The organism is Variovorax sp. GW531-E2 (assembly GCF_059423125.1).
On record NZ_JBWKXQ010000051.1, the window covers coordinates 1 to 13401 of the forward strand.

At 69.5% G+C, this 13401-nt stretch carries 11 protein-coding genes; 5 read left to right on the forward strand and 6 right to left on the reverse strand.

The window, feature by feature from the left end:
- Window positions 1-117 precede the first annotated feature (117 nt).
- A complete protein-coding gene (locus tag AC07XP_RS23835; RefSeq protein WP_495266063.1) occupies window positions 118-867 on the forward strand; it encodes a metallophosphoesterase family protein in 750 nt (249 codons plus the stop codon).
- Window position 868: 1 nt separating this feature from the next.
- On the opposite strand, the gene AC07XP_RS23840 is transcribed toward AC07XP_RS23835, so the two are convergent.
- Complete coding sequence (locus AC07XP_RS23840) at window positions 869-1405, reverse strand: cysteine hydrolase family protein (RefSeq protein WP_070059506.1); 537 nt, start codon at window positions 1403-1405, stop codon at window positions 869-871.
- A gap of 154 nt (window positions 1406-1559) precedes the next feature.
- Between AC07XP_RS23840 and AC07XP_RS23845 the strand changes: the two genes are divergently transcribed.
- Complete coding sequence (locus AC07XP_RS23845; protein ID WP_307590501.1) at window positions 1560-2687, forward strand: MBL fold metallo-hydrolase; 1128 nt, start codon at window positions 1560-1562, stop codon at window positions 2685-2687.
- 560 nt (window positions 2688-3247) lie between these two features.
- Window positions 3248-4201, forward strand: a complete 954-nt coding sequence (locus AC07XP_RS23850) for an ABC transporter substrate-binding protein (protein WP_070059509.1) — start codon at window positions 3248-3250, stop codon at window positions 4199-4201.
- A 22-nt stretch (window positions 4202-4223) separates the two neighbouring features.
- Here the strand turns inward: AC07XP_RS23850 and AC07XP_RS23855 are convergent, their stop codons facing one another.
- The 5 genes from AC07XP_RS23855 to AC07XP_RS23875 all read right to left on the reverse strand — a co-directional run bounded on the left by AC07XP_RS23855 (window position 4224) and on the right by AC07XP_RS23875 (window position 10848).
- The gene (locus AC07XP_RS23855; RefSeq protein WP_225617000.1) at window positions 4224-4421 is read right to left on the reverse strand and encodes a hypothetical protein; all 198 of its coding nucleotides are present in this window, start codon (window positions 4419-4421) and stop codon (window positions 4224-4226) included.
- A complete protein-coding gene (gene parC / locus AC07XP_RS23860) occupies window positions 4421-6817 on the reverse strand; it encodes a DNA topoisomerase IV subunit A (protein ID WP_070059510.1) in 2397 nt (798 codons plus the stop codon). Before parC ends, AC07XP_RS23855 begins: the two co-directional genes overlap by 1 nt.
- An 87-nt stretch (window positions 6818-6904) precedes the next feature.
- Entirely contained in the window at window positions 6905-7840 is a 936-nt protein-coding gene (locus AC07XP_RS23865) for a lytic transglycosylase domain-containing protein (protein ID WP_390345009.1), read from the reverse strand.
- Window positions 7841-7873: 33 nt separating this feature from the next.
- On the reverse strand, window positions 7874-9862 hold the full coding sequence (locus AC07XP_RS23870) for a DNA topoisomerase IV subunit B (protein WP_062474697.1): 1989 nt from the start codon (window positions 9860-9862) through the stop codon (window positions 7874-7876).
- A gap of 74 nt (window positions 9863-9936) precedes the next feature.
- Window positions 9937-10848, reverse strand: a complete 912-nt coding sequence (locus AC07XP_RS23875; RefSeq protein ID WP_495266064.1) for a LysR family transcriptional regulator — start codon at window positions 10846-10848, stop codon at window positions 9937-9939.
- Between the two features lie 90 nt (window positions 10849-10938).
- Here AC07XP_RS23875 and AC07XP_RS23880 point away from each other — a divergent pair, with 90 nt between their 5' ends.
- Together AC07XP_RS23880 and AC07XP_RS23885 are read left to right on the forward strand one after the other, a co-directional pair.
- Entirely contained in the window at window positions 10939-12135 is a 1197-nt protein-coding gene (locus tag AC07XP_RS23880) for a serine hydrolase domain-containing protein (protein WP_495266065.1), read from the forward strand.
- The gene (locus AC07XP_RS23885) at window positions 12128-13324 is read left to right on the forward strand and encodes an MFS transporter (RefSeq protein WP_495266066.1); all 1197 of its coding nucleotides are present in this window, start codon (window positions 12128-12130) and stop codon (window positions 13322-13324) included. Before AC07XP_RS23880 ends, AC07XP_RS23885 begins: the two co-directional genes overlap by 8 nt.
- Window positions 13325-13401 lie beyond the last annotated feature (77 nt).

Sequence of the window (13401 nt, forward strand, 5' to 3'; positions counted from 1 at the left end):
TCCCGCAGCGAAATCAAGGAGGAGGCCGCAGGCCGGGGGACATTCGCGGAGGGAAGTACCCGGTGGCCTGTGCACGCACCCCGAACTAAGATCACCGCCCTCACAAAGAAGCCACGCATGCGCATCGCCCTCGTCTCCGACATCCACGGAAACCTTCCCGCACTGAAAGCCGTCGTCGAGGACATCGCACGCCGCCACGTGGATGCCACTGTCAACCTCGGCGACAGCCTCTCAGGCCCGCTGATGCCGCTGGAGACTGCGCAGTTCCTGATGGCGCAGGACTGGGTCCAACTCGCCGGCAATCACGAACGGCAACTGCTCACGTTGCCGGCCTCCGGCCAGCGCGGCGAGTCCGACGCCTTCGCACACGCCCGACTCGGCGAGGCAGAGTTCGCATGGATCGCCTCGCTCACGCCACGCCTGCGCTTCAGCCCCGAGGTGCTGCTGTGCCACGGCACGCCGGAGAGCGACCTCACCTACTTCCTCGAAACGGTCGAGCCCACGCAACTGCGCATGGCCACCGCAGCAGAGGTCGATGCGCGTCTCGGCACAGTGGAAGCCGGCACGGAACTGGTCGCCTGCGGCCACACGCACCTGCCACGCGTGATGCACGCATCCAACGGCACCTTGATCGTCAACCCGGGCAGCGTCGGCCTGCAGGCCTATGGCGACGAGCATCCGTACCCGCACCACGTGGAGACCGGTTCGCCCGACGCGCGCTACGCGCTGGTCGAACGGAACGACCACGGGCAGTGGACCTGCACGCTGGTCACCGTGCCCTACGACCACGTGGCCATGGCGGCGCTGGCTGCTGCCAATGGGCGTGCGGACTGGGCCCACGCATTGGCCACCGGGCGCATGCCCTAGATCAATCGCCGAATGCGATGTCCGCACTGTCGACCGCGCGGATCGGCACGCCGAAGCTCGTGATGTCCGACAGCGTCGCGTTGTGGTGCGCGCGGATGAAGGCGCCCTTGGCGTGCGGCTTGTCGTGCGAGGTGTGGGCGTCGGCCGCCAGCACCACCTCGTAGCCCAGCGCGGCGGCGCGGCGCACGGTGGTGTCCACGCAGAACTCCGACGAATAGCCGCAGACCACCACGCGCCGCACGCCCTGCCCCGACAGCCAGGCTTCGAGCGGCGTGCGCAGGAACGAATCGGGCGTGGTCTTGCGCAGGCGCGCGTCGGCCGGCGTCACCTGCAAGGCATCGGCCAGCTGCCAGCGCTCGGAGTCGAACTCCAGGTCGATGGCGTTCTCGTGCTGGACGAAGGCCACCGGCACGCCGGCCGCGCGGGCCCGTGCCGTGAGCGCGTTGATGCGCCCGATGACCGCTTCGGCCTCGTATGGCCGAGGCGGATCGTCGCAAAGGCCGCGCTGCATGTCGATGACGAGGATGGCAGTTTTCATGGCAATGAAGGGCTGTGGGCGTGAATCGGCGCAGTATGCTGCCGGCCCGCGGATTGCCCCCGCTCGCCGAATGTTTCTGTCGCTGAAACCATTGAAAAGCCGACTCCCGCTAGTCTCGCGCCTCAAGACCAACACACACGCAGAGGGCTTTCCCATGGCTGACGAATCGGATTCGCAAGGCGCTTATTTACCCCGGCTGCTGCGCCGCAGCGCGGTGCTCGCCACGGCGGGCTGCGCGTTCGTGGCCGGCTGCAGCAGCGCCGGCGGCGGGGAAACGCGCTACGACAACTCGCCGCAGTTCAAGGGCGGCGTGTTCCAGAACATGCCCAACCCCGAGCTGCAGCCCGCCGCCAGCACCTGGCGCATCTGGTCGCGCTTCATCGTCGGCAGCAAGGTCGACACCGTGCCGGTCGACCCCATTCCGGTGCGCGCCCTGACGCCCCAGGCGCTCGACGCGCTCGCGGCCGACGCCAACCACGTGGTGCGCCTGGGCCACTCGTCGCACCTGCTGAAACTCAAGGGCAAGTACTGGCTCATCGACCCCGTATTCAGCGAGCGCGTCTCGCCCTTCACCTGGGTCGGGCCGAAGCGTTTTCACAAGCCGCCGATCCAGCTGGAGCAGCTGCCGCCGATCGAGGCCGTGATCCTCTCGCACGACCACTACGACCACCTGGACGTCGCCACCATCGAGTACCTCGCCACGCGCGTGCAGCGCTACTTCGTGCCGCTGGGCGTGCGTGCCCGGCTCGTCGAGATGGGCGTGCCCGCCGAGCGCGTGACCGAGCTCGACTGGTGGCAAGGCGGCGAGCATGCGGGCGTGAAGCTCACGGCCACGCCCGCGCAGCACTTCTCGGGCCGCGCGGTCACGCTGACCGACCGCGACCGCACGCTGTGGGCCTCGTGGGTGGTGCAAAGCGGCGACCAGCGCATCTTCTACAGCGGCGACTCGGGCTACTTCCCGGGCTTCAAGCAGATCGGCGAGCGCTTCGGCGGCTTCGACCTGGCGCTGATGGAAAACGGCGCCTACGACGCCTACTGGCCCGGCGTGCACATGACGCCCGAGCAGAGCGTGCAGGCCTTCGAAGACCTGCGCGGCAAGGTGCTCTATTCGGTGCACAACAGCACCTTCGACCTGGCCTTCCACACCTGGCACGACCCGCTGGACCGCATCGCCGACCTGGCGCAGGCGAAGAAGATCGACCTGGCCACGCCGGTGATCGGCGAAGTGCTCACGGTGGGCCAGGCACGCACCAACGTGCGTTGGTGGGCCGGGCTGAAGTAAGGAGTGCACCGTCCACGCGGCGGTGTGTATTTCAAATGTTGCTCGCCACTTTTGGAAGGTTTACAGACAGTTAACCAGCGGCCGGTTCAATCGCCGTGTCGCCGCGACGAATCCCTCACCGGACGCCGATCGCGGACGACACCGTCATCTGCAAGGCAGCAGCCACAGGGAGCAAGGTGATCACAAGAAGAACCGGCAAGAAAGGAGGCGGCACCCCCGCCATCTCGACGCGCGCCCCGAGGCGCCGCCTGGCGCGCATCGCCAGGGGTTTCGCCACGGGGCGCGTGCTGGCATCGATCGCGGGTGCAGGGGCCGTCGCACCCCCGATGCGCCGCACATCGGCCTGATCGTCAGCGACCCGGGCAACCCCTTCTCCCTCCAGGTCTGACACTGCCGCCGCCCACGCTGCCGACCCGCGACAACATCGGCACCGACCGGGGCCGGCAGGTCCGTCCATTCCCCCATGCTTGCCCCTCAGATCGCGGATGCGAGGCGCTGCGGAACATGTCATCATCCCCACCCCTTCACCGGCCCCCTCTCGCAACGAGGCCCTCGCACCCATGCCCATGAAACGTCCCTGGCGCACCTGGCTGCTGGCCCTCCTCCTCGCCGTGGGCCCCGTGGGCAGCGCGCTCGCGACACATGCCAACCATGGCAAGGGCCCGCGCGTCGGCGTGCTCGTGAGCGACCTGCGCAACCCCTTCTTTGCCTACATCGCGCGCGCAGTGGAAAGCACGCTGGCCGCAGACAGTCGCAACGCGGCGCACATCACGGTCGTGTCGAGCGGGTTCGATCCGCAGCGGCAGGACGAGCAGCTCAAGGAAATGATCCGCCAGCGCGTGCAGCTGGTGATCGTGACGCCGGTCGATTCGACCACCCTGCATGCCCGCGTCACCGAGGCGCGCGCGGCGGGCATCAAGGTGGTGGCGGTCGATGCGCTCGTGCAGGGCGCGGACGCGGCCGTGGTGACCGACAGCCGCGCGGCCGGCAGGCTCTCTTGCGAACACCTGGTGCGCACGCTCGGCGGCAAGGGCGAAGTGGCGATCATCGACGGCCCGCCGAACACGGCCGCGGTGGGCCGCGTCAACGGCTGCCGCGAGGCGTTGAACGCCGCACCCGGCGTGCGCGTCGTGTCGATGGCGCTCAATGGCGGCGCCACCAAGGACGGCGGCGTCGAACAGATGACGCGGCTGCTCGCGCGCCATCCGAAGCTGTCGGGCGTGTTCGCGATCAACGACCTGTGCGGCATCGGCGCGGAACTGGCGGCCCAGGTCGCGGGCCGGCGCGACATCGTCATCACGGCGATGGACGGTTCGCCGGAGGTGGCGCAGCGGCTGCAAGACCCGGCCACCTTGATCGCAGGCAGCGCCACGCAGTCGCCCACGTTGATGGGCCAGCGGGCGGCCCAGATCGGGCTGAAGCTCCTGAAGGGCCAGCCCCCTCAGCAGCGCGTGCTGCTGTTGCCGTCGAAGCTCGTGACGCGCGAGAACGTCGACGGCTACGGGGGCTGGTGAGCCAGCCCCTCGGCCTGCCTGCTTACTTGCCTTCCTGTTCGCGCCGCTCGCGCGCGCGCCGCACCTGGCGCGTCTCGTTGGCCTGCGCGATGGCGCGGTCTTTCGCGCGCCGCTTGCCCTGGCGCTTCTCGCGCATGCGGCGCCCCAGGATGTAGCTGCCGAAGCCCGTGACCACGGCGAGGATCACGCCGAGGATGCTGATGTCGATGCCGCCCAGCATCAGAGCACCCGCACCACGCTCGCCGGCGTGAATCCGAGGTCTGCCACCTTGCCCTTGCGCGCGCGGGCACCCATCGCGTTGTTGAGCGAGCGGATCTCGAGCGTTTCTTCGCGCTCCTTGCCGCCGCGGGCGACGCCTTCGATCCGCACGCTGCGCGTGTAGGCCACCGCACCGGCCAGCGATTCCTTGGCCTCCAGGTCGATCAGCATCAGGCCGCGTCCACCCTTGGGCAGGCTCTTGAGCTCGGCGATGTCGAAGGTCAGGATGCGCTTGCCGCTCGAGGCGCAGGCCACGTGCGTCGCGGCCGGCATCGGCTCGGCACCGCTCGCGCCGCCCACCAGCGACGGCCGGCACAGCTGCTCGCCCTCGCCCACGTCGATGAAGGCCTTGCCGCCGCGCTGGCGCGACATCATGTTCTCGATGGTGGCCATGAAGCCGTAGCCGCCGGTGTTGGCCAGCAGCAGGCAGGCGCCCACCGGGCCCGCGAAGAAATGCGTGACGTGCGTGCCGGCGTCGAGCTCGATGAGCGTGGTGACGGGCTGGCCGTCGCCGCGCGCGCCGGGCAGCGACGCCACGGGCACGGTGTAGACGCGCACGCTCTTGTCCTTGGCGCTGCCGAAGACCAGCAGCGTGTCGACGCTGCGGCACTCGAAGGCGCCGTAGAGCGTGTCGCCCGACTTGAAGCTGTACTCGGGCGCGGTGCCGCCGTTGCCGGCGGCCTTCTCGCTGGCCCAGCCCTTCTGCGCGCGCACCCAGCCCTTCTGCGACACGATCACGGTGACGGGCTCGTCGACCACCTTCACCTCGGCCACGGCGCGCTTCTCGGCCTGGATGAGCGTGCGGCGCGGGTCTTCGAAGGTCTTGGCGTCGGCCTCGATTTCCTTGACCAGCAGGCGGCGCAGCGTGGCCGGGCTGGAGAGGATGTCTTCGAGCTTCTTCTGCTCTTCGCGCAGGCCGGCCAGCTCCTGCTCGATCTTGATGGCCTCGAGCCGCGCGAGTTGACGCAGCCGGATTTCAAGGATGTCCTCGGCCTGGCGTTCGCTGAGGTTGAAGCGCGCGATGAGCGCCGCCTTCGGGTCTTCCGCCGCGCGGATGATCGCGATCACCTCGTCGATGTTCAGCAGCACCAGCTGCCGGCCTTCGAGGATGTGGATGCGGTCCTGCACCTTGTCCAGGCGATGGCGCGAGCGCCGCTCGACGGTGATCTCGCGGAACGCGATCCACTCGTTGAGCATCTGGCGCAGCGACTTCTGCGTGGGCTTGCCGTCGATGCCGACCATCGTGAGGTTGATCGACGACGAGGTCTCCAGCGAGGTCTGCGCCAGCAGCGTGGTCACGAACTCGTCCTGGCTGATGCGCGAGGTCTTGGGTTCGAACACCAGGCGCACGGCGGCGTCCTTGCTCGACTCGTCGCGCACCACGTCGAGCACCGACAGCATCGCGGCCTTGAGCTGGGTCTGGTCGGCGCTCAGGGCCTTCTTGCCGGCCTTGACCTTCGGGTTGGTGATTTCCTCGATTTCCTCCAGCACCTTCTGCGTGCTCACGCCCGGCGGCAGTTCGTTGACCACGAGCTGCCACTGGCCGCGCGCGAGGTCTTCGATCTTCCAGCGCGCGCGCACCTTGAGCGAGCCGCGGCCGGTGCGGTAGGCGTCGGCGATGTCGCTCGCGCTGCTGATGATCTGCGCGCCGCCCGGATAGTCGGGGCCGGGCACGAGGGCGAAGAGTTCTTCTTCGCTGAGCTTGCCGTTGGACTTGATCAGCGCCACGCAGGCGTCGGCGATCTCGCGCAGGTTGTGGCTCGGGATCTCGGTGGCCAGGCCCACGGCGATGCCGCTGGCGCCGTTGAGCAGCGTGAACGGCAGCCGCGCGGGCAGCAGGCGCGGCTCTTCGGTGCTGCCGTCGTAGTTGGGAATGAAGTCGACCGTGCCTTCGTCAATCTCGTCGAGCAGCAGGCTGGTGATGCGCGCCAGGCGCGCTTCGGTGTAGCGCATGGCCGCGGCGCCGTCGCCGTCGCGGCTGCCGAAATTGCCCTGGCCGTCGACCAGCGGATAGCGCTGCGAAAAATCTTGCGCCATGCGCACCAGCGCGTCGTACGCGGCCTGGTCGCTGTGCGGGTGGAAGCGGCCGAGCACGTCGCCGACGACGCGCGCGCTCTTGACGGGCTTGGCGCCCACGGTGCCGTTGGTGCCGCCGAAGCCCAGGCCCATGCGCGACATCGAGTACAGGATGCGCCGCTGCACCGGCTTCTGGCCGTCGGACACGTCGGGCAGCGCGCGACCCTTGACCACGCTCAGGGCGTATTCGAGGTAGGCGGTCTGCGCGTAGTCGGCCAGCGTGAGGGTGGTGTCGCCGTCGGTGGGGCCTGCAAGGTCGAGCGGAGGTTGAGAGTCGTCCATGAAGAAGAGAGAAAGAAAAACAGTGACGGGCGGCGTGCGTTCGCGCTCAGCCCAAAATGAAAGTGGGGTGCATGGCGGCCTGCGGAATCACGACAGCGGCGACGGCGGCGAAGCGTCGCCCGGCTCCACCGCGCTGGTCGGCACGTCGGACGGCTCGGGAATATCGGGCATGGTCGGCACGTTGCGCGGCGACTCGGACGGCATGTTGCCGCGCCCGATCGCGCCGCCCTTGGGCACCGACATTTCCATGCGGATGCGCCCGGGCGTCCTGCCACCACTGCTGCCACTGCCGCTGCGCAGGTTGCCGCCCACGGTCACGGCCGAGGGCTTGAGGTACGCATACAGCTGCAGCACGGTCTGCACGTAGTTCTGCGTTTCCTTGTAGTTCGGGATCTTGTTGCCCGCGCGCTGCACCGCGCCCTCGCCCGCGTTGTAGGCGGCCAGCGCGAGCTCGATCTGGCCCGGGAACATCGCGATCAGGTCGCGCAGGTAGCGCGAGCCGGCGGCGATGTTGATGTGCGGATCGAACAGCTTCTTCTCGATCGTGCCGCGCTTGTCCGTCGCCACGCCGTAGCGCTGCGCGGTGGCCGGCATGAGCTGCATGAGCCCCATCGCGCCCTTCGGCGAGACAGCCTTGGCATCGAAGCCCGACTCGGTGGCGACCAGCGCCTGCAGCAGCTCGTAGTCGATCGCGTGCTTGCTCGACGCATCGCGCAGCGCCGCCTTGGCGGTCTTGTAGCCGGGCGAGGCCTCGAACATGGCGAGCAGGTTCTGCGACGCCGGCGACACCTTGCCGTCGAGCCGGCGGTGGATGCTGCCGCGGCCCATCGGTGACAGGCCCTTGGCGGTGTCGAAGCTCTGGCCGCCCTGGAAGAAGAGCTTGTAGCGCTCGTCGACCTTCTCGGCCGCGAAATGCGCCACGCCGTTGCTGTCGATGTAGCCGTAGATGTCGGTCGCGTGCGCGAGCCCCTGCTGCATGCACAGCAGAAGGGCCAACCACAGCGAACGCTTGAAAACCGACATGCGTGTGAGAAGAAGGAAAGAAAAAGGAAACTGTCAGACGTCGATGTCGACGTCGTCTGCGCGCAATTCCATGAGCTCGCGCCGCGCCGCCGCTTCGCCCTTGCCCATCAGCTTGGTGATCTCGCCCTGGGTGGACGAAAAATCGAACCGCCCCAATTGGACCTTCATCAGGCGACGGGTGTCCGGATTGAGCGTGGTTTCCCACAATTGTTCCGCGCTCATTTCGCCCAGGCCCTTGAACCGGCTGATGCTCCAGGCGCCTTCGCGCACGCCATCTTTACGCAGTTTGTCGAGTGTGGCGGTGAGTTCGCCCTCGTCCAGCGCATAAACCTTGGAGGCCGGCTTCTTGCCGCGCGCGGGTGCATCGACCCGGAACAATGGCGGCTTTGCGACATACACGTGGCCGGCTTCGATGAGCTTGGGAAAGTGCCGGAAGAACAGCGTGAGCAGCAGCACCTGGATGTGCGAGCCGTCCACGTCGGCATCGGACAGGATGCAGATCTTGCCGTAGCGCAGGCCGCTCATGTCGGGCGTGTCGGCGGGGCCGTGCGGATCGACGCCCACGGCCACCGAGATGTCGTGGATTTCGGTGTTGGCGAACAGCCGGTCGCGCTCGACTTCCCAGGTGTTGAGCACCTTGCCGCGCAGCGGCAGGATGGCCTGGCTTTCCTTGTCGCGGCCCATCTTGGCGCTGCCGCCGGCGGAGTCGCCCTCGACCAGGAAGACCTCGTTGTGGCTGATGTCCTTGCTCTCGCAGTCGGTCAGCTTGCCCGGCAGCACGGCCACGCCGGAGCCCTTGCGCTTCTCGACCTTCTGGCCGGCGCGCTGGCGCGTCTGGGCGGCCTTGATGGCGAGCTCGGCCAGCTTCTTGCCGTAGTCGACGTGCTGGTTGAGCCACAGCTCGAGCGTGGGGCGCACGAAGCTGGACACCAGGCGCACGGCGTCGCGCGAGTTCAGGCGCTCCTTGATCTGGCCCTGGAACTGCGGGTCGAGCACCTTGGCGCTGAGCACGTACGAGGCGCGCGCGAACACGTCTTCGGGCAGGAGCTTCACGCCCTTGGGCAGCAGCGAGTGCAGCTCGATGAAGCTCTTCACCGCGTTGAACAGGCCGTCGCGCAGGCCGCTTTCGTGCGTGCCGCCGGCGCTGGTGGGAATCAGGTTGACATAGCTCTCGCGCACCGGCTGGCCGTCTTCGGTGAAGGCCACGCACCAGTCGGCACCCTCGCCTTCGGCGAAGTTGTCGGCGTTCTTGTCGGCATGGCCGCTGCCTTCGAACAGCGGAATGACCGGGTCGCCGTTGAGCGTCTGCATGAGGTAGTCGCTCAGGCCGCCCTTGTAGAGCCACTGCTGGCTTTCGCCGGTCTTCTCGACGGCCAGCGTGACGCTCACGCCGGGCATCAGCACGGCCTTGCTGCGCAGCAGGTGGGTGAGTTCGCCCATGGGCAGCGCGGCGGTCTCGAAGTACTTGGCGTCGGGCCAGGCGCGCACGGTGGTGCCCTGCTTGCGTTCGCCGGCTTCGAGCTTGCGGATCTCGAGCGCCTCGATCACGTCGCCGGCGCTGAAGGCCAGCTTGGCGACCGAGCCTTCACGGTGCGAGCTGACTTCGAGGCGCTTGGACAGCGCGTTGGTCACCGACACGCCCACGCCGTGCAGGCCGCCCGAGAAGCTGTAGGCGCCGCCCGAGCCCTTGTCGAACTTGCCGCCGGCGTGCAACCGGGTGTAGACCAGCTCGATCACGGGGGCCTTCTCTTCGGGGTGCAGGCCGAAGGGAATGCCGCGGCCGTCGTCCTCGACGCTGACCGAACCGTCGGTGTGCAGCGTGACCTTGATCTTCTTGCCGTAGCCCGCCAGCGCTTCGTCGGCGGCGTTGTCGAGCACTTCCTGAATGATGTGCAGGGGGTTGTCGGTCCGGGTGTACATGCCCGGGCGCTGCTTCACGGGCTCGAGGCCCTTGAGCACGCGGATGGAGCCTTCCGAATAGCCGGAAGCGGAGTCTGAAGATGTCTTGGGGGAAGTCGCCATGGGGGCGGATTGTAGTCAGTTGGGTTGAAATGACTGGATACCCATACAGGCACCGGCTTCGGTCTTTTCGCACATCAGGCGTGAGTTTCTGCGGGCGGACCGAACATCCGCGCGCCCAGGAAATCGATGAACGCCCGCAGCTTGGGCGACGGATGGCGCCCCGACGGCCACAGCACGCGGAACGCGATGGTACGGGGCCGGCGCAGGTGGTCGGCCAGCACGGGCTGCAGCGCGCCCTCGGCCAGCGCGGCGCGCACGCTGAAGTCGGGCAGGCAGGCGATGCCGCGCCCGCGCAGGGCAAAGCACAGCCGGGTCTCGATGTTGTTGCAGATCATCGAGACCGGCGGGCGCACCTCGCTGCCGTCGGGCCCGGGCGCGAGCGGCCAGACCTCCACCTTGCCGGTCGCCGGGTAGCGGTAGTGCAGGCAGGCGTGGCGGGCCAGGTCGTCCGGCGAGGCGGGCGTGCCGTGGCGCGCCAGGTAGGCGGGCGAGGCCACCAGCAGCTGCGAGAACTCGCCCAACTGGCGCGACGACAGCCGTGAATCCGCCGGCTCGCCGGTGCGCACCACGGCGTCGAAGCCCTCCTCGATGACGTCCACGAGGCGGTCGCTGAAGTCGAGGTCGAGCTCGATCGCCGGATAGGCGGCCATGAAGTCGGCCAGCACCGGCAGCACCAGCGAGCTGACCAGCGGCAGGCTCACGCGCAGCCGTCCGCGCGGCGCCTCGGCGGCGTGCGACAGCTCCTGCTCGGCGGCCTCGATCTCGGCCAGCACGCGGCGGCTGCGCGCCAGGAACAGCGCGCCCTCGGCGGTGAGCGTGATGCTGCGCGTGCTGCGGTGGAACAGGCGCACGCCCAGCCGTTCCTCGAGCCGCGCCACGCGCTTGCCCACGGCCGAGGCCGACACGCCGAGCGCGCGCCCGGCCGCCACGAAGCTGCGGGTCTCGGCGACCTGAACGAAGACGGCAAAGCCGCTGAGGCTGTCCATGGGGAATCTCCATTGCGGACTTGCACGTCCGCATTGAGCGGAACTGTAGCCGTCTTTATCCGAAGTCGGCTTCTTCCTATCGTTGGTCGCATGACCTTTCTCCCCGACATTTCCCCCACTTTCACCCCTGCGTGGCAGGGCCCGGACCCGTCGCGCATCGACGCCGCCATCGACCGTGCGCTGGCCGAACAACGGCTGGTTGGCGCCGTGGTACTGGTGAGCCACGGTGGCCGCCTCGTCCACCGGCGCGCCGCCGGGCTGGCCGACCGCGAGGCCGGCCGGCCGATGCGCGAGGACGCGCTGTTCCGGCTGGCCTCGGTGTCCAAGCCCATCGTCTCGACCGCCGCGATGGTGCTCGTGGACCAGGGCCGCCTGGGCCTGGACGACCCGGTGACGCGCTGGCTGCCAGATTTCCGCCCGCGCCTTCCCGATGGCGGCGGCGAAGCCGTCATCACGCTGCGGCAGCTGCTGACCCACACGGCCGGCCTGGGCTACCGCTTCCTCGAAAGCTCGGACGACGGCCCGTACGCGCGCGCCGGCGTGTCCGACGGCATGGACCGCGACGACGGCCTCACGCTGACCGCCAACCTGCAACGCCTGGCCGGCGTGCCGCTGCTGTACCCGCCCGGCACCGGGTGGCTCTATTCACTGGCCATCGACGTGCTCGGCGCGGTGGTCGAGGCGGCCAGCGGCCTGCCGCTGCCCGAGGCAGTGCGCGCGCTGGTGACCGGGCCGCTGCAGATGCACGACACGGGCTTCGCCGCCGCCCCCGGCGACCCGCGGCTGGCCACGCCCTACGTGAACGGCCCCGGCGCCACGCCGCCGCAGCGCATGGACGGCCCCGTCGTCGCCACGCCGTTCGAGGGCGCCGTCGGCATCCGCTTCGACCCGGCGCGCGCCTTCGACGCCAACGCCTGGCCCTCGGCCGGCGCCGGCATGGTCGGCAGCGCGGGCGACTTCCTGCGCCTGCTCGACACGCTGCGCACCGGCGGCGCCCCGCTGCTGGGCGCCGCCACCGTCGACTCCATGGGCCGCAACCACACGGGCGCCTGGGGGCCGACGGACGCGCCGGGCTGGGGCTTCGGCCTGGGCTTCTCGGTGCTGCACGACCCGCAGTCCACGCAGACGCCCGAATCGCCCGGCACCTGGCGCTGGGGCGGCGCCTACGGCCATGCCTGGTTCGTCGACCGGGCGCGCGGGCTCAGCGTGGTGGTCTTCACGAACACGCTCTACGAAGGCATGTCGGGCCGCTTCGTCGCCGAACTGAGGGACGCCGTCTATGCGTGACACGACCTCTTCGTCACCGCTGCCCCTCTCGGGCCTGCTGGCACTGGCGGCCGGCGGGTTCATCACCATCCTCACCGAGGCAATGCCGGCCGGCCTGCTGCCGCAGATCGGCGCCGACCTGGGCGTGGCGCCCGCGCTGGTCGGCCAGCTCGTCACCGTGTACGCGCTGGGCTCGCTGGTGGCGGCCATTCCGCTGGTGGCCTTCACGCGCGGCTGGCGGCGCCGGCCACTGCTGATGGGCGCGATCGGCGGTTTCGCGGTGGTCAACACGGTGACGGCGCTGTCGCACGACTACACGCTGACGCTGGTCGCGCGCTTCTTCGCCGGCGTGTTCGCGGGCCTGCTGTGGGCGCTGCTGGCCGGGCACGCGGCGCGCATGGTGGCGCCGTCGCAGCAGGGCCGGGCCATCGCCGTGGCGATGCTGGGCGCGCCGCTGGCGCTGTCGCTGGGCATTCCCGCGGGCACGCTGCTGGGCGCGAGCGTCGGTTGGCGGCCGGCCTTTCTGATCATGTCGGCGCTGTCGGTGCTGCTGCTCGGCTGGGTGCGCTGGCAGGTGCCCGACTTCCCGGGCCAGGAGGCCGGACGCCAGCAGAGCGTGCGCCGCGTGTTCCTGCTGCCGGGCGTGCGGCCGGTGCTGGCCGTGATGTTCGCCTTCGTGCTGGCGCACAACATCCTCTACACCTACATCGCGCCCTTCCTGGCGCACGCCGGGCTCGGCGCGCAGGTCGGGCGGGTGCTGCTGGTGTTCGGCGCGGCGTCGCTGGGCGGCATCTGGCTCACGGGCGTGCTGATCGACCGCTGGCTGCGCACACTGGTGCTGGCCGGCACGGCCGCCTTCGCGCTGGCGGCGCTGATGCTCGCCGCGGCGGGCGGGGCGGCGGCGGGCGTGTACCTCGCGGTCGCGGTCTGGGGCCTGGCCTTCGGCGGCGCCGCGACGCTGTTCCAGACCGCCTCGGCCCAGGCCGCCGGCGACGCGGCGGACGCGGCGCAGTCGATGGTCGTGACGACCTGGAACCTCGCCATCGCGGGCGGCGGACTGGCGGGCGGCTTGCTGCTGCAGGGCGGCGGCGCGGGCAGCCTGCCCTGGTCGCTGCTGGCATTGCTGGTGCCCGGGTTGGTGCTGGCGTGGCGGGCCTGCGAGCACGGCTTTCCGGGCGCGCGCGGCGCGGAGGCGGCTCCGGCGCGCTGACCCCGAAGGCAGGTCACGCGCCTGCCTTCTTTCTTTGATGCCGTCCGCGCATTGAAACCGCGCCCACAAATCATCAA

What these genes read in the sequence shown, in the direction of transcription:
- AC07XP_RS23835 (WP_495266063.1), top strand. Translation starts at nt 118, where the DNA reads ATGCGCATCGCCCTCGTCTCCGACATCCACGGAAACCTTCCCGCACTG.
- AC07XP_RS23840 (WP_070059506.1), bottom strand. Translation starts at nt 1,405, where the DNA reads ATGAAAACTGCCATCCTCGTCATCGACATGCAGCGCGGCCTTTGCGAC.
- AC07XP_RS23845 (WP_307590501.1), top strand. Translation starts at nt 1,560, where the DNA reads ATGGCTGACGAATCGGATTCGCAAGGCGCTTATTTACCCCGGCTGCTG.
- AC07XP_RS23850 (WP_070059509.1), top strand. Translation starts at nt 3,248, where the DNA reads ATGCCCATGAAACGTCCCTGGCGCACCTGGCTGCTGGCCCTCCTCCTC.
- AC07XP_RS23855 (WP_225617000.1), bottom strand. Translation starts at nt 4,421, where the DNA reads ATGCTGGGCGGCATCGACATCAGCATCCTCGGCGTGATCCTCGCCGTG.
- parC (WP_070059510.1), bottom strand. Translation starts at nt 6,817, where the DNA reads ATGGACGACTCTCAACCTCCGCTCGACCTTGCAGGCCCCACCGACGGC.
- AC07XP_RS23865 (WP_390345009.1), bottom strand. Translation starts at nt 7,840, where the DNA reads ATGTCGGTTTTCAAGCGTTCGCTGTGGTTGGCCCTTCTGCTGTGCATG.
- AC07XP_RS23870 (WP_062474697.1), bottom strand. Translation starts at nt 9,862, where the DNA reads ATGGCGACTTCCCCCAAGACATCTTCAGACTCCGCTTCCGGCTATTCG.
- AC07XP_RS23875 (WP_495266064.1), bottom strand. Translation starts at nt 10,848, where the DNA reads ATGGACAGCCTCAGCGGCTTTGCCGTCTTCGTTCAGGTCGCCGAGACC.
- AC07XP_RS23880 (WP_495266065.1), top strand. Translation starts at nt 10,939, where the DNA reads ATGACCTTTCTCCCCGACATTTCCCCCACTTTCACCCCTGCGTGGCAG.
- AC07XP_RS23885 (WP_495266066.1), top strand. Translation starts at nt 12,128, where the DNA reads ATGCGTGACACGACCTCTTCGTCACCGCTGCCCCTCTCGGGCCTGCTG.